Origin of the sequence: Streptomyces silaceus (assembly GCF_001419745.1) — a bacterium.
GTDB classification, from domain to species: Bacteria; Actinomycetota; Actinomycetes; order Streptomycetales; family Streptomycetaceae; genus Streptomyces; species Streptomyces silaceus.
In genome coordinates, this window is sequence record NZ_LIRJ01000267.1 from 1 (window position 1) to 18,445 (window position 18,445).

18 protein-coding genes are annotated in these 18,445 nt (G+C 68.9%); 9 read left to right on the forward strand and 9 right to left on the reverse strand.

All coding sequences use genetic code 11. The features are described from left to right. The 6 genes from murJ to trxA all read left to right on the forward strand — a co-directional run. Positions 1 to 1,022, forward strand: a 1,022-nt coding sequence (murJ, locus tag AOK22_RS23975) for a murein biosynthesis integral membrane protein MurJ (RefSeq protein ID WP_063795320.1), incomplete at its 5' end; no start/stop codon positions are given. Positions 1,023 to 1,141: 119 nt separating this feature from the next. Then, positions 1,142 to 2,854 carry a protein kinase family protein gene (locus tag AOK22_RS23980; RefSeq protein ID WP_055700781.1) on the forward strand — a complete coding sequence of 571 codons (1,713 nt, stop codon included), beginning with the start codon at positions 1,142 to 1,144 and terminating at the stop codon, positions 2,852 to 2,854. 42 nt (positions 2,855 to 2,896) lie between these two features. Continuing rightward, on the forward strand, positions 2,897 to 3,631 hold the full coding sequence (gene sigM, locus AOK22_RS23985; protein WP_079036775.1) for an RNA polymerase sigma factor SigM: 735 nt from the start codon (positions 2,897 to 2,899) through the stop codon (positions 3,629 to 3,631). Then, positions 3,628 to 4,662: an anti-sigma factor family protein gene (locus tag AOK22_RS23990; protein WP_055700782.1), complete on the forward strand. Its 1,035-nt coding sequence runs from the start codon at positions 3,628 to 3,630 to the stop codon at positions 4,660 to 4,662. Before sigM ends, AOK22_RS23990 begins: the two co-directional genes overlap by 4 nt. 269 nt (positions 4,663 to 4,931) lie before the next feature. Continuing rightward, positions 4,932 to 5,891 (forward strand): thioredoxin-disulfide reductase, encoded by a 960-nt coding sequence (gene trxB, locus AOK22_RS23995; RefSeq protein WP_055700783.1) that lies wholly within the window; start codon positions 4,932 to 4,934, stop codon positions 5,889 to 5,891. 42 nt (positions 5,892 to 5,933) lie between these two features. Then, positions 5,934 to 6,266, forward strand: coding sequence for a thioredoxin (gene trxA / locus AOK22_RS24000; protein ID WP_055700784.1), 333 nt, complete (start codon positions 5,934 to 5,936; stop codon positions 6,264 to 6,266). Between the two features lie 151 nt (positions 6,267 to 6,417). Here the strand turns inward: trxA and AOK22_RS24005 are convergent, their stop codons facing one another. The 9 genes from AOK22_RS24005 to rpmH all read right to left on the reverse strand — a co-directional run bounded on the left by AOK22_RS24005 (position 6,418) and on the right by rpmH (position 13,387). Then, a complete protein-coding gene (locus tag AOK22_RS24005; protein WP_055700785.1) occupies positions 6,418 to 7,035 on the reverse strand; it encodes a GNAT family N-acetyltransferase in 618 nt (205 codons plus the stop codon). A 307-nt stretch (positions 7,036 to 7,342) separates the two neighbouring features. Next, positions 7,343 to 8,458 (reverse strand): ParB/RepB/Spo0J family partition protein, encoded by a 1,116-nt coding sequence (locus AOK22_RS24010; protein ID WP_079036776.1) that lies wholly within the window; start codon positions 8,456 to 8,458, stop codon positions 7,343 to 7,345. After that, complete coding sequence (locus AOK22_RS24015) at positions 8,455 to 9,531, reverse strand: ParA family protein (protein WP_079036777.1); 1,077 nt, start codon at positions 9,529 to 9,531, stop codon at positions 8,455 to 8,457. The genes AOK22_RS24010 and AOK22_RS24015 overlap by 4 nt, the downstream gene beginning before the upstream one ends. A 302-nt stretch (positions 9,532 to 9,833) precedes the next feature. After that, the gene (gene rsmG / locus AOK22_RS24020; RefSeq protein ID WP_055700787.1) at positions 9,834 to 10,553 is read right to left on the reverse strand and encodes a 16S rRNA (guanine(527)-N(7))-methyltransferase RsmG; all 720 of its coding nucleotides are present in this window, start codon (positions 10,551 to 10,553) and stop codon (positions 9,834 to 9,836) included. Between the two features lie 100 nt (positions 10,554 to 10,653). Next, on the reverse strand, positions 10,654 to 11,169 hold the full coding sequence (locus AOK22_RS24025) for a Jag family protein (RefSeq protein WP_055700788.1): 516 nt from the start codon (positions 11,167 to 11,169) through the stop codon (positions 10,654 to 10,656). Positions 11,170 to 11,183: 14 nt separating this feature from the next. Further along, positions 11,184 to 12,500 (reverse strand): membrane protein insertase YidC, encoded by a 1,317-nt coding sequence (gene yidC, locus AOK22_RS24030; protein ID WP_055700789.1) that lies wholly within the window; start codon positions 12,498 to 12,500, stop codon positions 11,184 to 11,186. A gap of 3 nt (positions 12,501 to 12,503) precedes the next feature. Further along, positions 12,504 to 12,860, reverse strand: coding sequence for a membrane protein insertion efficiency factor YidD (gene yidD / locus AOK22_RS24035; protein WP_055700790.1), 357 nt, complete (start codon positions 12,858 to 12,860; stop codon positions 12,504 to 12,506). Then, positions 12,857 to 13,228 (reverse strand): ribonuclease P protein component, encoded by a 372-nt coding sequence (rnpA, locus tag AOK22_RS39970; protein WP_079036778.1) that lies wholly within the window; start codon positions 13,226 to 13,228, stop codon positions 12,857 to 12,859. The genes yidD and rnpA overlap by 4 nt, the downstream gene beginning before the upstream one ends. 21 nt (positions 13,229 to 13,249) lie before the next feature. Then, positions 13,250 to 13,387 carry a 50S ribosomal protein L34 gene (gene rpmH, locus AOK22_RS24040; protein WP_003949374.1) on the reverse strand — a complete coding sequence of 46 codons (138 nt, stop codon included), beginning with the start codon at positions 13,385 to 13,387 and terminating at the stop codon, positions 13,250 to 13,252. A 367-nt stretch (positions 13,388 to 13,754) separates the two neighbouring features. Between rpmH and dnaA the strand changes: the two genes are divergently transcribed. From dnaA to AOK22_RS24055, 3 genes are all read left to right on the forward strand, one after another. Further along, complete coding sequence (gene dnaA / locus AOK22_RS24045) at positions 13,755 to 15,626, forward strand: chromosomal replication initiator protein DnaA (protein WP_055700791.1); 1,872 nt, start codon at positions 13,755 to 13,757, stop codon at positions 15,624 to 15,626. 952 nt (positions 15,627 to 16,578) lie between these two features. After that, complete coding sequence (dnaN, locus tag AOK22_RS24050; RefSeq protein WP_055700792.1) at positions 16,579 to 17,709, forward strand: DNA polymerase III subunit beta; 1,131 nt, start codon at positions 16,579 to 16,581, stop codon at positions 17,707 to 17,709. Between the two features lie 89 nt (positions 17,710 to 17,798). After that, positions 17,799 to 18,445: NADP-dependent phosphogluconate dehydrogenase (locus AOK22_RS24055; protein ID WP_055700793.1), on the forward strand; the 647-nt coding region annotated here is incomplete at its 3' end.

Here is an 18,445-nt window from a genome sequence, read left to right on the forward strand (position 1 = left end):
TCCTCGGCATCGGCATCCTGCTGGGCCTGGTCGTGCAGGCCCTGGCGATGATCCCGTACCTCCGCGAGACCGGGTTCAGGCTGCGCCCGCGCTTCGACTGGAAGGGCCACGGCCTGGGCAAGGCCGCCAAGCTCGCCAAGTGGACCATCCTCTTCGTCCTGGCCAACCAGGCGGGAGCGCTCGTCGTCACGCAGCTGGCCACGGCGGCCACCACCGACCTGCCCTCGATCAGCGGCATCGGCTTCGCCGCCTACGCGAACGCCCAGCTCATCTGGGGCCTGCCGCAGGCGATCATCACGGTCTCCCTCATGGCGGCCCTGCTGCCCCGGCTGTCCCGGTCCGCGCACGACGGGGACACCGGCGCCGTCCGCGACGACATCTCGCAGGGGCTGCGCACCACGGCCGTGGCGATCGTCCCGATCGCCTTCGGGTTCGTGGCGCTCGGCATCCCGATGTGCACCCTGATCTTCGGCTCCTCGGGCAGCGCCCAGGCCACGAACATGGGCTTCATGCTGATGGCCTTCGGCCTCGGCCTGATCCCCTACTCCGTGCAGTACGTGGTGCTGCGCGCGTTCTACGCCTACGAGGACACGCGGACGCCCTTCTACAACACGGTCATCGTCGCCGCCGTCAACGCCGCCGCCTCCGCGGCCTGCTACATGCTGCTGCCGACCCGGTGGGCGGTCACCGGCATGGCGGCCGTGTACGGCCTCGCGTACGCCATCGGCGTGGGCGTCGCCTGGCGCCGGCTGCGCAAGCGCCTCGGCGGCGACCTGGACGGCGTCCACGTGATGCGCACGTACGCCCGTCTCGGTATCGCCGCGGTCCCCGCGGCGCTGCTCGGCGGCGGCGCCGCGTACGCGGTCACCCAGGGCCTCGGACAGGGGGTCCTCGGATCCTTGGCCGCACTGCTCGCCGGTGGTGCGGTGCTGCTCGGAGTTTTCTTCGTCGCGGCGAAGCGCATGCGCATCGCGGAGCTCAACTCGATGGTCGGCATGGTCCGGGGGCGTCTCGGCCGCTGAGACAGACGGGGCCCGCACAACCATCGTGGGCCACCGCGTGTCGTGCATAGCGCCGGACTGTGGGCACAATTGGCTTTGGCGTCTGACGAAGCGCAATGGATGGGGAGGCAGGAACGACGGTGGCGGAACGGAGCACGTCTGCCGTCGACGTGGCAGACAACAGCGGTGACGAGCCGCTGACCGCCAAGGCGGAGCAGGCCACGGCCGACGGGGTGGCCCAGACCCGGGAGCGGGACACGGCAGCAGACGAAGACGCGGCGGAGAAGAAGACCGACACGCCCACGGACCGCGGGGCCTCCTCACCCCCAGAACTGCACAGTGGCCACAAGCTCGCCAGACGCTATCGCCTGGAGGAGTGCGTCACCCGTCTGGACGGTTTCAGCAGCTGGCGCGCGGTCGACGAGAAGCTGCGCCGAGCCGTCGGCGTGCATCTCCTGCCCGCGGACCATCCCCGGGCCCGCTCGGTGCTGGCCGCGGCCCGGTCCTCGGCGCTGCTCGGCGACCCGCGGTTCGTCCAGGTCCTGGACGCGGTCGAGGAGAACGACCTCGTCTACGTAGTGCACGAGTGGCTTCCGGACGCCACGGAGCTGACCACGCTCCTCGCCTCGGCCCCGCTCGAGGCCCACGACGCGTACCAGCTCGTCAGCCAGGTCTCCCAGGCCATGGCCGCCGCGCACCGCGAGGGCCTCGCGCATCTGCGGCTGACGCCGAGCGCCGTGCTGCGCACGTCCACCGGCCAGTACCGCATCCGTGGCCTCGCCGTGAACGCCGCGCTGCGCGGCATCAGCTCCGACACCCCGCAGCGCACGGACACCGAGGCGATCGGCGCACTTCTGTACGCCTCCCTCACCCAGCGCTGGCCCTACGAGGACGATGCGTACGGCCTCTCCGGGCTTCCCAAGGGCGTCGGGCTCATCGCCCCCGACCAGGTACGCGCGGGCGTCCACCGCGGCCTCTCCGAGCTCGCCATGCGCGCGCTCGTCAACGACGGGGCGACCGCGTCCCGCCAGGAACCTCCGTGCACCACGCCGGAGGAACTGGTGAAGGCCATCGGGGAGATGCCCCGCATCCGCCCGCCGGAGCCCGCCTTCACCGCGCCGCCCGAGTACCAGCGCACCACCTACCAGCAGGGCACGTACGGCCGCACTCCTCCGGGCGCCACGCAGCCCGTTCAGGCCCCGCCACCCCCGCTGCAGAGCCGTACGGGCCGGGCCCTGAAATGGGCCGTGTCCGCGCTCCTCATCGCCGCGCTCGGTCTGGGCAGCTGGCAGCTGGCTGACGCCCTGATGGACCGCGAGAACTCCGGGGACCCCGGCACGTCCCACACCAATGACGGCGGCGACAAGGGCCAGCCCCGGCCCAAGAAGCCGATCAGCGTCAAGGGCGCCCAGGAGTTCGTCGTGGAGGGCCGTCCCCAGAGCCCGGAAACCGTCGGCAACACCTACGACAAGGACCCGGCCACGCTCTGGCGCACCAAGACGTTCAAGGACGGCCCGCAGCTTGCCCCGTACAAGCCCGGTGTCGGTATCGTCTACGACCTCGGTTCCGAACAGAACGTCTCCGAGGCGTCGATAGGCCTTCGCTACGGCGGCGACCGCACCAAGGCCGCGCTGTACGCGACGGATTCGCTGACGCCTTCCACGGGCATCGAGTCCATGAAGAAGATCGGCACCGCCACCACATCGGGCAAGGAACTGAAGATCGCGGGCAAGAAGTCCGTGAAGTCGCGGTACGTGCTCCTGTGGATGACCGAGGTGCCCAACTCCGGCACGGACGGGTACTACGGAGCGGGATTCAAGCAAGGCATCACGGACGTGAAGTTCAAGGGCTGAGCGACCGGCTCGACGAGGTTCACAGGGGGAGGAGGGGGTTCGGTGGACAGCACCGCGCACGGTGACATGAGCGACCAGGACCTCCTCGCCTGCCATGTGGCCGGCGACAAGGACGCCTTCGGTGAGCTGGTGCGGCGCCACCGCGACCGTCTGTGGGCCGTCGCTCTGCGCACGCTGGGGGACCGCGAGGAAGCGGCCGACGCGGTGCAGGACGCGCTGGTCTCCGCCTATCGCGCGGCGCACACCTTCCGCGGTCAGTCGGCCGTGACGACGTGGCTGCACCGGATCACCGTGAACGCCTGTCTCGACCGGGCGCGGAAGGCGGCCTCGCGCAAGATCTCCCCGATCGATGACAACGAACGGCTGGAGCAGCTCCTGGAGCCGGAGGAGTCGGCGGCCGCTCCGGTCGAGCGGGGCGATGTACACCGAGAGCTCGTGGAGGCGCTGGGCACGCTCCCGCACGATCAGCGTGCCGCCCTCGTCCTGGTCGACATGCAGGGCTATCCGGTGGCCGAGGCCGCCCGGATCCTGAACGTCCCCACCGGCACGGTCAAGAGCCGCTGCGCACGCGGCAGAGCCAGACTGCTGCCGCTGCTCACCCACCTGCGCACGGAAGCGCCCACGCGGAACGGGGACAGCGGCGACGACAACGGAAGCAAGAAGCCCGGCTCAGAAAGGAACCGGACGCAGGGGACATCCGTCCCACCGGCAGCAGGGCCACGGGACACAGGACCAAGCGATTCAGCTGCCGTGAAGGGCGGAGGTGGGCGAGCGTGACAACCACGACCGACTCGGCCGGGCACCCGGAAGTCACTGAGATCTCCGATCTGACCGAAGGGCTGCTCTCTCCGTCGCGCACGAGCGACGTGCGACAGCACCTGGACGGCTGCGAGCTCTGCGCCGACGTCTACGCCTCTCTGGAGGAGATCCGCGGCATGCTCGGCACCCTGCCGGGCCCGCCGCGCATGCCCGCCGACGTCGCGGGGCGCATCGACGCCGCGCTGGCCGCCGAAGCACTGCTGGACTCCACCGCTCCCGACGGCCTTCTCACCGCGGACACGACGTCCGGGGCGATGTCCGGGGTATCGACCGAGACGGTGTCCGAGCCCGTGGCCGAAACGGCGACCGAGGGCACGTCCGCCCCTTCGCCGCACACCGCCGGTCGTGTTTCACGTGAAACATCGCCCGCTTCTTCGTCCTCCGCGTCCTCCGGTACCGCCGACCGTCCGGCCGGGCGCCCCCGTGCGGCCACCACCGGACCGGGACGCGGCGGCCGTCCGCGGCGGACGCGACGGCGCACCGCCGTGCTCGGTGCCGTCTTCACCGCGGCCGCCATCGGCCTCGGCTCCCTGCTGATCCAGACGATGGGCGGCGACTCGGGGACGACCGGTGAAACGGCGGGACGGCAGAACTCCGCGAACTCCTTCTCCGAGGGCAAGCTCAAGGGGCAGGTCGCCGATCTCCTCGCCAAGACGCCCGTCAAGGGTTCCAAGGAGGGCGGAAAGGTCGAAGGGTCGTCACCGTCCTTCGACACGCGCTCCAGCCCGGAGTCCCCCAAGTCGAAGGCCCCGGTGCGCGAGGAGTCCTCGGTCCAGGTGCCGGAGTGCATTCAGCGCGGCATCGGTGACAAGACACCGCTCGCCGCCGAAGAGGGCTCCTACAACGACAAGCGCGCCTACCTCGTCGTGGTGCCCCATACCTCGGACAGCACCAAGGTCTCCGCGTACGTCATCGACGCCACCTGCGTGGGCAAGTCCTCGCCGTCGACGGGCAAGGTCCTGGAGACGCACTCGTATCCCCGGGGCTGACGTCTTCGGCCCAGGCTTCACGAACTGACGTCTCAAGAGCGGACGCCTCCGCCACCGGCGCCCCGGTTTTTCACAGCCTCCTTTACGGGCACTCGACGCTGCGGCCAGCAGTCTTGTGGTGCAAGGCACCCTCCCGCCCTGACACGCTTCCGTGCGCTCGGACACGTCGGGGAATGCACGCCCCGTAGGATCCGTTGGGTGGGGTGAGAGTCCTGAGACAGGCACCCACGAGCAGTACGCAGCAGTCCCCAGAGACGAGGAATCAAGCCGTGACCGACGTCCGTAACGTGATCATCATCGGCTCCGGGCCCGCCGGCTACACGGCGGCGCTCTACACCGCGCGCGCGTCGCTGAAGCCGCTGGTGTTCGAGGGCGCCGTCACCGCCGGCGGTGCGCTGATGAACACCACCGAGGTGGAGAACTTCCCCGGCTTCCAGGACGGCGTCATGGGCCCCGAGCTCATGGACAACATGCGGGCCCAGGCCGAGCGCTTCGGCGCCGAGCTCATCCCCGACGACGTCGTCGCCGTCGACCTGAGCGGCGAGATCAAGACCGTGACGGACACCGCGGGCACCGTGCACCGCGCGAAGGCCGTCATCGTCACGACCGGCTCGCAGCACCGCAAGCTCGGCCTGCCGAACGAGGACACGCTCTCCGGACGCGGTGTCTCCTGGTGCGCCACCTGCGACGGGTTCTTCTTCAAGGACCAGGACATCGCCGTGATCGGCGGCGGTGACACCGCGATGGAGGAGGCCACCTTCCTCTCGCGCTTCGCCAAGTCCGTCACCATCGTGCACCGCCGCGACAGCCTGCGCGCCTCCAAGGCGATGCAGGAGCGTGCCTTCGCCGACCCGAAGATCAAGTTCATCTGGGACAGCGAGGTCGCCGAGATCAAGGGCGACCAGAAGCTCTCCGGTCTGACGCTGCGCAACCTGAAGACGGGCGAGACGTCCGAGCTGCCGGTGACGGGCCTGTTCATCGCGATCGGCCACGACCCGCGCACGGAGCTCTTCAAGGGCCAGCTGGAGCTGGACGACGAGGGCTACCTGAAGGTCGACGCGCCCTCGACCCGGACGAACCTGACCGGTGTCTTCGGCGCCGGTGACGTCGTCGACCACACGTACCGCCAGGCGATCACGGCGGCCGGCACCGGCTGCTCCGCCGCTCTCGATGCCGAGCGTTTCCTCGCTGCTCTCGCCGACAGCGAGACCGCGGCTGCCACCGTCTGACCCCCGCCTCTTTCCCCACCGCACCAAGTTAAGGAGACTGCCGTGGCCGGCACCCTGAAGAACGTGACCGACGCCTCCTTCGAGGAGGACGTCCTCAAGAGCGACAAGCCCGTACTGGTGGACTTCTGGGCCGCCTGGTGCGGTCCGTGCCGCCAGATCGCCCCGTCCCTCGAGGCGATCGCGGCCGAGCACGGCGACAAGATCGAGATCGTCAAGCTCAACATCGACGAGAACCCCGGCACGGCCGCCAAGTACGGCGTCATGTCCATCCCGACCCTGAACGTGTACCAGGGTGGCGAGGTGGCCAAGACGATCGTCGGCGCCAAGCCGAAGGCCGCCATCGAGAGGGACCTCGCGGACTTCATCGCCGAGTAACTCGGCGGCGATGTTTCACGTGAAACACGAATGGACCAGTCCCTCCGGGGGCTGGTCCATTCGCCGTTCATGGGCCGGGCGGCTCGGCCGAGGTCGGGCGGCTTGGCCGAGCGAGCATGCGGGCCTGCGTGCATCCGGCAGCACCGGGGAATCACAGCGGCCGCAGCGCCGGCTCCTTCTGTACGGCTCCCAGCAGTCGGTCGAGCGCCAGCTCGACGTCCTCCTTCCAGGAGAGCGTCGTACGCAGCTCAAGGCGCAGCCGCGGATAGGCGGGGTGCGGCCGGACCGTCTTGAAGCCCACCGCCAGAAGATGCTCCGCCGGCAGCACACACGCCGGCTTCTCCCACCGCGCGTCACCGAAGGCCTCGATCGCCTTGAACCCTCTGCGCAAGAGATCCTTGGCGACCGTCTGGACGATCACTCTGCCGAGCCCCTGCCCCTGATAGCCGGGCATGATCCAGGCCGTCATCAGCTGCACGGCGTCCGGCGACACAGGGCTCGTGGGGAACGCGGTGGAGCGCGGGACGTACGCGGGCGGCGCGTAGAGCACGAAGCCCACCGGTACGTCGTCGACGTAGACGACCCGGCCGCAGGAGCCCCACTCCAGCAGGACCGCGGAGATCCACGCCTCCTTCTCCAGCTCCGGAGTGCCGGCCTTTACCGCGGCCTGGCCGCTGACCGGGTCCAGCTCCCAGAAGACGCACGCGCGGCAACGATTGGGGAGGTCCGGGAGATTGTCCAGCGTGAGCGGTACGAGCCGACGCCCCATGAAGGCAGTCCCTCACTTCCTTCGCCCGCCGCGCTGCGAGCGGCTGTCAGAGCGCTGCGTTCCCTGAGCAGGCTGCCGACGAAACCGCCGACCGCTCCCAGGCCGAGGCCCGCGGTCATCAGTCCGGTGCGGCTCATCGCTCGCATGGCCCCCGCCTCCCCAATGAGGTGCCGTCAGGTAGATGCGCCATACCCCTCGGCATCGTATCCACGATGTGATTGCACCGATACCGTAAGAAAGCAAAGAGCGGGCCGTGTTCCGGTACACACCGGACACGGCCCGCTCTCGCGGTGCCGGGATCTTCGGATCAGGCCTTGCCGTCCTCGGAGTCCTCGTCAGAGGCGTCCTCGGCGAGGCCGTTCTTCAGGACGGGCCCCTCTCCCGGAGCCAGCGTGCTGAGGATGCGCTCCAGGTCCTCCAGAGAGGCGAAGTCGACGACGATCTTGCCCTTCTTCTGGCCCAGGTCCACCCGCACCCGGGTCTCGAACCGGTCGGAGAGCCGGGTGGCGAGACCGGTCAGCGCCGGGGAGACCCGGGCACCGGCCCGCGGGCCCTTTGCCTTCGGGGCGCTCTGGGGACGGGACCCCATGAGGGTCACGATCTCCTCGACGGCGCGCACCGAGAGGCCCTCGGCCACGATCCGGTGGGCGAGCCTGTCCTGCTCCTCCGAGTCCTCGACGGAGAGCAGCGCGCGGGCATGCCCCGCGGAGAGGACTCCGGCGGCGACCCTGCGCTGCACCGCCGGCGACAGCTTCAGCAGCCGCAGCGTGTTGGAGACCTGCGGGCGGGACCGGCCGATGCGGTCCGCCAGCTGGTCGTGCGTGCAGTTGAAGTCCTTCAGCAGCTGGTCGTAGGCGGCGGCCTCTTCCAGCGGATTCAGCTGGGCGCGGTGCAGGTTCTCAAGCAGCGCGTCCAGGAGGAGCTTCTCGTCCTCCGTCGCCCGCACGATCGCGGGGATGCGCTCCAGACCCGCCTCACGGCAGGCACGCCAGCGCCGCTCACCCATGATGAGCTCATAGCGCCCGGGGCCCAGTTGCCGTACGACGACCGGCTGGAGGAGCCCGACCTCCTTGATGGAGGTCACCAGCTCCGCGAGGGCGTCCTCGTCGAACACCTCACGCGGCTGCCGCGGGTTGGGCTTGATGGAGTCCAGCGGAAGCTCGGCGAAGTGCGCACCGGCCACGGCCGCGGTCTCCGGCGCCTCCACCGACCGCTGGGGCGGCTCCACCGTTTCATGTGAAACAGGGCTCTGCGGAAGGGCCGTCACCTTCGCGGCCGCCACTCCGCGCTCGGCCGTGAGCACCGGCACCGCCGTGGGGGAGGTCGACGCCCCACTCACGCTCTGCGGGGCCTGCTTCTCCGTCGGGGCTGCAGGGATCAAGGCGCCGAGGCCTCGCCCCAGCCCTCTCCGTCGCTCGCTCACTGCATCCCCTCCGTCATGCTCTGCTGGTCGTTCTGAGCGCCCGAGTGGGCGTGCTGGACGTCGTAGCGCACCCCGACTCCGCGCAGCGCGATCTCGCGTGCCGCTTCGAAGTAGGAGAGAGCGCCGCTCGATCCCGGATCGTAGGTGAGGACCGTCTGGCCGTAGCTCGGTGCCTCGGAGATGCGCACCGAGCGCGGGATGCTCGTTCGCAGGACCTCGTCGCCGAAGTGGTTGCGCACCTCGTCCGCCACCTGGGAGGCGAGCCGGGTCCTGCCGTCGTACATGGTGAGCAGGATCGTCGACACATGCAGGTTCGGGTTGAGGTGGCCCCGCACCAGATCGACGTTGCGCAGAAGCTGCCCGAGGCCTTCCAGCGCGTAGTACTCGCACTGGATGGGGATCAGCACCTCCGCGCCGGCCACCAAGGCGTTGACCGTCAGAAGGCCGAGCGACGGCGGGCAGTCGATGAGGATGTAGTCCAACGGCTGCTCGTACGCCTGGATCGCTCGCTGCAGCCGGCTCTCGCGTGCGACCAGCGACACCAGCTCGATCTCCGCACCGGCGAGATCGATGGTGGCGGGAGCGCAGAAGAGACCCTCGACGTCGGGCACCGGCTGGACGACCTCGGCGAGCGGCTTGCTCTCGACAAGGACGTCGTAGATGGACGGCACTTCGGCGTGGTGGTCGATACCGAGAGCGGTGGAGGCATTGCCCTGCGGATCGAGGTCGATCACCAGGACCCGTGCGCCGTGCAGAGCGAGCGAGGCGGCGAGATTGACGGTCGTCGTCGTCTTGCCCACCCCACCCTTCTGGTTGGCGACCACCATGACGCGGGTCTGCTCGGGGCGGGGCAGGCCCTCGCCTGCGCGGCCGAGTGCTTCCACCGCCAGTTGGGCAGCACGACCGATGGGTGTGTCGTCCATCGGGGTCGGTGTTTCACGTGAAACATCCTCCCCCGCCGACTCGGTACGGGGACCGGGGACCGGATCGGTCATCGGTCCCGCGATGTTGGCGTCGGACCGCAAGGATTCACTCTCCTCGACATCAGGCTCGCAATGAACAGAGCCTCCCATGCTTTCGGGTTCGTGAACCAGCGAGGCCCTGGCTTCTGTGGACGAATCCACCTCTGTGGACAACTCCGTGCCCTTATCGAGGGAACCGAGTGGTCGACGGTCGCGAGGTTCCGCAGCGCGGCCGCGACTGATGATGCCATGCAGCAGTGAGCGACGTTTCACGTGAAACACGATGCACGGCAGCCGGGGTGCCGCTGGTGCGACACCCCGGTATGCGTACGTTTGACAGCTTTTGTGGAGTACGGCTCGTCGTCAGGACGGATCAGAGGCGTCGGACCACGACGAGCGGATTCGGGGTCCGGTCAGCCGCGTCGACGCCGGGCACGCCCTGCGCGGGCGGCCTTCGCGCGCTTGGCGGCGAAGCGCACACCACCGGGGCTCTCCCCGACCTCGACCCGCACGACCGTCGACTGCGGATCCACCACGCCCTCACCGACATGCAGGACCGAGGTGTCCACCGCACCGAGCTTGCTCAGGGCGGATCCTGCCGCCTTGACCTCTTCCTCGGCGGTGTCGCCCTTGAGGAGCAGCATCTCCCCGTACGGACGGAGCAGCGGAACGCCCCAGGCCGCCAGACGGTCCAGCGGGGCGACGGCTCGCGCGGTCACCACGTGGACCGGCGGCAGCTTGCCGAGGACCTCTTCGGCGCGGCCGCGCACGACCGTCACATGGTCGAGGCCCAGCAGCTCGACGACCTCGGTGAGGAAGTTCGTGCGGCGCAGCAGCGGCTCAAGCAGCGTGATCTTGAGATCCGGGCGGACCAGCGCCAGCGGGATGCCGGGCAGGCCGGCGCCGGAGCCGACGTCGCAGACCGTGACGCCCTCGGGCACGACCTCCGAGAGCACCGCGCAGTTCAGCAGGTGCCGCTCCCACAGACGGGGCACTTCTCGCGGGCCGATCAGGCCTCGCTGCACTCCCGCATCGGCGAGCAGCTCCGCGTACCGGACCGCGTCCGGGAAGCGATCACCGAATACTGTCCGGGCCTCTTCCGGCGCCGGGGGGAGCTCCGCTGCCTCCGTCACGGGGACCGTCCTTCCGTACCGCACTGGGGTGGCTGACTAACAGGCTGACAAAGATCGGCCCCGCCTGCGAACAGACGGGGCCGGAAATGCGCTGGGCCGATCAGGCGGGCAGCACGACGACGAAGCGCTGCGGCTCCTCGCCCTCGGACTCGCTGCGCAGACCGGCGGCCTTGACCGCATCATGCACGACCTTGCGCTCGAACGGCGTCATCGGCTTGAGCTTGACCGGCTCGCCCGAACTCTTCACCTCGGCCGCGGCCTTGGCGCCCAGCTCGGACAGCTCCTCGCGCTTCTTGGCGCGATAGCCCGCGATGTCCAGCATCAGGCGGCTGCGGTCGCCGGTCTCGCGGTGCACGGCGAGACGCGTGAGCTCCTGGAGCGCCTCCAGGACCTCGCCGTCACGGCCGACCAGCTTCTGCAGGTCGCGGCTGCCGGAGTCGCTGATGATCGACACGGCGGCGCGGTCGGCCTCGACGTCCATGTCGATGTCGCCGTCGAGGTCGGCGATGTCCAGCAGACCCTCGAGGTAGTCCGCCGCGATCTCACCCTCCTGCTCGAGGCGGGTGAGGGTGTCGCCGGCCTCGGCTGCGGCGGAGGTGGTGGTGCCTTCCGTCACGGGATGGGCTCCTTCTACTTCTTGGAGGACGGGTGCTTGGGCCGCTGCTGGCCCTTGCGTTGCTGTCCCGACTTGGCACGGCTGCGCTGACCGGAGCCGGGCTTGTCGCCCGAGGTGCTGCCACCGGCCTGCTTGGTCTTGGGGGCGTCGTCCTGGGGCTTGTCGGCCTTGTCCAGGGAGGGCTTCGTCCCGGCGGACTCGTCCGCGGGGGCGTCCGTCTTGGCGGCCGCCTGCGTGGTACCGCCGGACTGGCGCTTCGCCTTGCTCTGACGCTTGGGCTGCTGGCGCTTGGGAGCGCCGGCGGCGGGCGAGCCGTCCTCGGTCTCCGTGGCGACGGCCGTCTCGCTCTGGACGATGGTGCCGTCGGCCTGCGCGGCGAGGCCGGCCTTGCTCAGGCCGTTGATGAACTTCCGCTCGAACTCGTTGCGGTCCCGGCCCTTGGCGACGATCGCCTTGATGACGTTGGTCTTGCCGCGGCCCCGCACCTTCTGGGTAGTCGCGATCTGCTTGCCCAGGCGCTCCAGGAACGCGGCCTGCGCCTTGGAGCCCGGCGTCGGGTTCTGGCGGATCACGTACATCTGCTGGCCCATGGTCCACACGTTGGTGGTCAGCCAGTAGACGAGGACACCGACGGGGAAGTTGATGCCGAACACGGCGAACATGATCGGGAAGACGTACATCAGCAGCTTCTGCTGCTGCATGAACGGCGTCTTGACCGTCGTGTCCACGTTCTTCGTCATCAGCTGGCGCTGCGTGAAGAACTGCGACGCCGACATCAGGATGATCATGATCGCGGTGACGACGCGGACGTCCGTCAGGGTGGCACCCAGCGAGGCGACCTTGTCCGCGCTGTCAGTGAACTTCGCGGCCAGCGGGGCACCGACGATGTGCGCCTTGCGCGCGCTCTCCAGGAGCTGGTCGTCGATGACGCCGATCGTCTTGCCCGTGGCGATGCCGTTGAGCACGTGGTATAGGGCGAAGAAGAACGGAGACTGCGCCAGGATGGGAAGGCACGAGGAGAGCGGGTTGGTACCCGACTCCTTGTACAGCTTCATCATCTCTTCGGACTGGCGCTGCTTGTCGCTCTTGTAGCGCTCCTGGATCTTCTTCATCTCGGGCTGCAGCGTCTGCATCGCCCGAGTGGCCTTGATCTGCTTCACGAAGAGCGGGATCAGGCAGATCCGGATCAGGATCACCAGGGACACGATGGACAGGCCCCAGGCCCAGCCCGTGTCGGGACCGAAGATCTTCCCGTACACCGAGTGGAACTGGACGATGATCCACGAGACTGGTGTCGTGATAAAGCTGAAGAGACTGGCAATCGTGTCCACTAATCAGGCTCCTTGAGCATGGGACGGGGTCTCGGTCTCGGCGGCCGTCCCTCGGGGGAGATCCCCGGCCGGCTCGCCTGCGGCGGAGGGCCCGCCCTTGCGTTCGCGCCAGGCAGCGCGCAGCATCTCGTGCCACCGCGGACGCTTGCGCGGCGGAACATGGTCGACACCACCGAGCGACCACGGATTGCACCGCAGGATGCGCCAGGCGGTGAGCGCCGTCCCCTTGATCGCACCATGCCGGTCGATGGCCAGGTAGCCGTAGCGGGAACACGACGGGTAGTACTTGCACACTGGGCCCAGCAGCGGACTGATCGTCCACTGGTACAGCTTGATCAGAGCCAGCAGCGGGTACTTCATCGCGCGCCCCCTCCGAGCAACCGCTGCAAGGCGGTGTCCAGGTCTCGGGCCAGCTGTGCGTGGTCGGCGTCGCCCGCTCCGGGCAGCGCTCGTACGACTACCAGGCTACCGGGGGGCACGAGGGTCAACCGGTCGCGCATCAAGTGGCGAAGCCTGCGCTTCACGCTGTTGCGTACGACCGCTCCACCCACGGCTTTGCTGACGACGAAACCCGCACGTGTCGGAGGAGGGCTCTCCCCTGGCACGTGCGGGTCCGTTGCACCGCTACGTAGATGTACGACGAGGAGCGGGCGTCCGGCCCGGCGTCCTCGGCGTACCGCGGTCGCGAAGTCTTCGCGCCGCCTCAGCCGATGCTCGGTAGGCAGCACGACGTCATGACCTGACTGGGATCAGGCGGACAGGCGGGCGCGACCCTTGCCACGGCGGGACGCGAGAATCGCGCGGCCGGCACGGGTGCGCATGCGCAGCCGGAAGCCGTGGGTCTTGGCGCGACGACGGTTGTTCGGCTGGAAGGTGCGCTTGCTCACTCGGGGGCTCCAGAAATGATTCGTTGATGGCGGGACATCGCCTGGCTGTCACCGTGCGCCCACGAGAAGCTCGCGAATACGCACCGAGTGCACCGCTTCACAATCACTGATCGTGATCTTTGCCCATCGGAGGCAGGCGGCAGCAGCCATCGACAACTCGACCTGGTTACGGTACGCGGGGCTACGCCATCCGGTCAAACCGGCCCCCTTGGAGAGACACTGTGCACAGCCTGTGGACAACAACTTGAACCGCAGCCGTCGCCCTGACTACCGTGGCTGAACTCCGATTCGTTCCCTTCCCCCTGCCGATCCCGATTTCCGTCCCATGAACCACACCTTCGTGGGACCCCGTGAGAGAGCGTGCCCTGTGGCTGACGTACCTGCCGATCTTGCCGCAGTGTGGCCACGAGTTCTGGAACATCTGCTGGGTGAGGGCCGCGGGCAGGGCGTCGAGGCGAAGGACGAGCGGTGGCTCAGGAGCTGCCAGCCGCTGGCGCTGGTCGCCGACACCGCGCTCCTCGCCGTGCCGAACGAATTCGCGAAGGGCGTACTGGAAGGCCGTCTCGCGCCCGTGGTCAGCGAGACCCTGAGCCGGGAGTGCGGCCGCCCGATCCGCATCGCCATCACGGTCGACGACTCCGTGGGCGAGCCCGTGGGTCCGCCGGCGCCGCCGATCCAGCAGCAGCCCCCTCAGCAACAGCAGCATCACCAGCAGCGCTACGAAGAGCCCGAGCTGCCGCCCGTCTCCGGGCAGGGGCGCGAGTCGTACGAGAGTTACGGACACCGCCCCTCCGACGAGCACCAGGGGGGCGGCCGGTCCGACCAGATGCCGACCGTGCGGCCCGCCTACCCGGACTACCAGCGCCCGGCTCCCGGCGCCTGGCCGCAGCAGCACGCGCAGCAGGACGACTACGGCTGGCAGCAGCCGCGGCTCGGCTTCCCCGACCGCGACCCGTACGCGAACCCGGTCCAGCCGCCGCAGCACGACTACCGCTCGCAGCCGCCGCAGGAGCGCCCGCCCTACGAGCAGCAGCGCCCCGAGCCGCAGGACCGGCGCGAGCGCCACGACCTGCCCGAGCCGTCCGGGGAGCACCGGAGCGGCGGTCACGGCGTGCACCGGGGCGGACCGGTCGGTCCCACCTCGTCGAGCGGCGCCCCCGGCCCGCTGGCCGCGCAGCCGGCGCCCGCGACGGGACCCGGCGAGCCGACCGCGCGCCTCAACCCGAAGTACCTCTTCGACACCTTCGTCATCGGCGCGTCGAACCGCTTCGCGCACGCGGCCGCGGTCGCCGTCGCCGAGGCGCCGGCGAAGGCGTACAACCCCCTCTTCATCTACGGGGAGTCGGGACTCGGCAAAACGCATCTGCTGCACGCGATCGGGCACTACGCCCGCAGCCTCTACCCCGGCACGCGCGTGCGCTACGTGAGCTCCGAGGAGTTCACCAACGAGTTCATCAACTCCATCCGCGACGGCAAGGGCGACAGCTTCCGCAAGCGCTACCGCGAGATGGACATCCTGCTCGTCGACGACATCCAGTTCCTCGCGGACAAGGAGTCGACGCAGGAGGAGTTCTTCCACACCTTCAACACGCTCCACAACGCGAACAAGCAGATCGTCCTCTCCAGCGACCGGCCGCCCAAGCAGCTGGTCACCCTGGAGGACCGGCTGCGCAACCGCTTCGAGTGGGGACTGATCACCGACGTCCAGCCGCCGGAGCTGGAGACGCGTATCGCGATCCTCCGTAAGAAGGCGGTGCAGGAGCAGCTCAACGCCCCGCCGGAGGTGCTGGAGTTCATCGCCTCGCGGATCTCGCGGAACATCCGTGAGCTGGAGGGCGCGCTGATCCGGGTCACCGCGTTCGCGTCGCTGAACCGGCAGCCCGTGGACCTGGGGCTCACCGAGATCGTCCTCAAGGACCTCATCCCGGGCGGCGAGGACGCTGCTCCGGAGATCACCGCGACGGCCATCATGGCCGCGACCGCCGACTACTTCGGCCTGACGGTGGACGACCTGTGCGGATCCTCGCGCAGCCGTGTGCTGGTGACGGCGCGCCAGATCGCCATGTATCTGTGCCGCGAGCTGACGGACCTCTCCCTGCCGAAGATCGGCGCGCAGTTCGGCGGCCGCGACCACACGACCGTCATGCACGCGGACCGCAAGATCCGTGCGCTGATGGCCGAGCGGCGCTCCATCTACAACCAGGTCACCGAGCTCACCAACCGCATCAAGAACGGCTGACAGCCGCCCAGAACGTCTCCGAGGGCGCTCCAGGACATCTCCTGGAGCGCCCTTTTGACGTGTCCGGGGCGCTGACTCGCGCTCTGCGGACGTGTTCCGGAGGCTCCGAAGCCGTCCTCGGAGACGTTCCGAGGGCTCCGGCACGCGCGCGTGGAGGTGATCGCTGTTCGATTTCCCCAGCTCAGACGGGGGTTCTCCACAGATGTGCCAACTTTTTCGCGTCCACACCCTGGGGACCGCGAAGTTGTCCAGACGCTGTCCACAGGAGACCCTGCTGAGGGATCATCAGGCCAGGTCAGGTGGCTGTGGATTCGTGGACGACGACTGTCCACAGATTGTGGACCAAAAAGTAATCCACAGGCTGTGCATGAAGTTGTCCACCGGCTGCCCACAGGCTCGGACGCGTTGTCCCCAGCCGTCCCCAGCTTCTCCACACTGCTGTCCACTGTTCGGCAACGCGACGCGCCTTCTCACCGGGTCGAGTGAAAGGCGTCACACCAACGTGGTCGGTTGGCCTGTGGGGAAGCTGGGTAAAGCTGGGGACAGCGCTGGGGAGAAGTGGCCCCTCCCTGTGCATCGGGTGTGCAGAACTTTCGCCCGTCCACAGAAGACCCCGGTTGTCCACGGCCTCCGCCCACAGGGTCAGTGGATAAAAAACCTGCCCTGACCAGCGCATTCGCGGTTATCCACGGTTTCCACAGCCCCTACTACTACTCCCAACTAGAGAGTCCGGGGAATTCGTTTGGAAGGGGGGCCTGTGCACAACTCGCCCTCCGGAGCTCCGGTGCCGCTCGGCACGACTTGACCCCGACAGGCACCGACTGTCAGTGCGGTGCGTCAGACTGGTCCCCGGTGTCCTTCCCACGGCATGGCTGAGAGACACCGAGTCAGACGACGAGGGCCACAGGCCCAGCGGGCGAGAGCAGCCAGCAACAGCAGGAGGGCGGCTTAGGTGAAGATCCGGGTGGAACGCGACGTACTCGCGGAGGCAGTGGCGTGGGCGGCACGCAGCCTCCCGGCACGGCCGCCAGCGCCCGTCCTCGCGGGCCTGCTGCTGAAGGCCGAAGAGGGCGCGCTGAGCCTGTCGAGCTTCGACTACGAGGTCTCGGCACGTGTCTCGGTGGACGCCGAGGTCGACGAAGAGGGCACGGTCCTCGTGTCGGGCCGGCTGCTCGCGGACATCTGCCGCGCGCTCCCCAACCGCCCCGTGGAGATCTCCACAGACGGTGTACGGGCGACGGTGGTCTGCGGCTCCTCGCGATTCACACTCCACACCCTTCCTGTGGAGGAGTACCCGGCGCTGCCGCAGATGCCCACCGCCACGGGCACCGTCCCCGGTGAGGTCTTCGCCTCCGCCGCCTCCCAGGTGGCCATCGCCGCGGGCCGCGACGACACGCTGCCCGTCCTGACCGGCGTCCGCATCGAGATCGAGGGCGACACGGTCACCCTGGCCTCCACCGACCGCTACCGCTTCGCGGTCCGCGAGTTCCTGTGGAAGCCGGAGAACCCCGAGGCGTCCGCGGTGGCCCTGGTCCCCGCCAAGACGCTCCTGGACACCGCCAAGGCGCTCACGAGCGGCGACACGGTCACCCTGGCGCTCTCCGGTTCGGGTGCGGGCGAGGGCCTGATCGGTTTCGAGGGCGCAGGCCGTCGCACGACGACCCGTCTCCTCGAAGGCGACCTGCCGAAGTACCGCACGCTGTTCCCGACCGAGTTCAACTCGGTGGCCGTCATCGAGACCGCCCCCTTCGTGGAGGCCGTCAAGCGTGTGGCCCTGGTCGCCGAGCGGAACACCCCGGTGCGGCTCAGCTTCGAGCAGGGCGTGCTGATCCTGGAAGCCGGCTCCAGCGACGACGCACAGGCTGTGGAAAGGGTCGACGCCCAGCTGGAGGGCGACGACATCTCGATCGCCTTCAACCCGACGTTCCTGCTCGACGGCCTGAGCGCCATCGACTCGCCGGTCGCCCAGCTGTCGTTCACCACGTCCACGAAGCCGGCGCTGCTGAGCGGCAAGCCTGCCCTGGACGCCGAGGCGGACGAGGCCTACAAGTACCTGATCATGCCGGTACGTCTGAGCGGCTGAGCCCACAGGTGTGTGCGTGCGTCCGGGCGTAGGCTCGGACGCAGGTACGAAAGTGCCGTAACGCCACGTCGCTAGTGAAGGAACCTCTGATGGAGCTCGGTCTCGTCGGCCTCGGCAAGATGGGCGGCAACATGCGCGAGCGCATCCGCCGCGCAGGTCACACCGTCATCGGATACGACCGCAACCCGGACCTCGCGGATGTCCACAGCCTCGAAGAGCTTGTGGGCAAGCTCAAGGGCCCGCGCGTGGTGTGGGTGATGGTCCCGGCCGGTGCCGCGACCCAGTCCACCGTCGACGAGCTCGCCGAGCTGCTCCAGCCCGGCGACATCGTCGTGGACGGCGGCAACTCCCGCTGGACGGACGACGAGAAGCACGCGGAGGAGCTCGCCGCCAAGGGCATCGGCTTCGTCGACTGCGGTGTCTCCGGCGGCGTCTGGGGCCTGGAGAACGGCTACGCGCTGATGTACGGCGGCGACAAGGAGAACGTCGCCAAGGTGCAGCCGATCTTCGACGCGCTCAAGCCCGAGGGCGAGTTCGGCTCGGTGCACGCGGGCAAGGTCGGCGCGGGCCACTTCGCGAAGATGGTCCACAACGGCATCGAGTACGCGATGATGCAGGCCTACGCCGAGGGCTGGGAGCTCCTGGAGAAGGTCGACTCGGTCACGGACGTGCGTGAGGTCTTCCGCTCCTGGCAGGAGGGCACGGTCATCCGTTCCTGGCTGCTGGACCTCGCCGT

Bases quoted from the DNA above. Each gene is read 5' to 3' on its own strand.
- yidD (WP_055700790.1), bottom strand. From the start codon at position 12,860: ATGAAGTACCCGCTGCTGGCTCTGATCAAGCTGTACCAGTGGACGATC.
- AOK22_RS24005 (WP_055700785.1), bottom strand. From the start codon at position 7,035: ATGGGGCGTCGGCTCGTACCGCTCACGCTGGACAATCTCCCGGACCTC.
- AOK22_RS24015 (WP_079036777.1), bottom strand. From the start codon at position 9,531: ATGGGAGGCTCTGTTCATTGCGAGCCTGATGTCGAGGAGAGTGAATCC.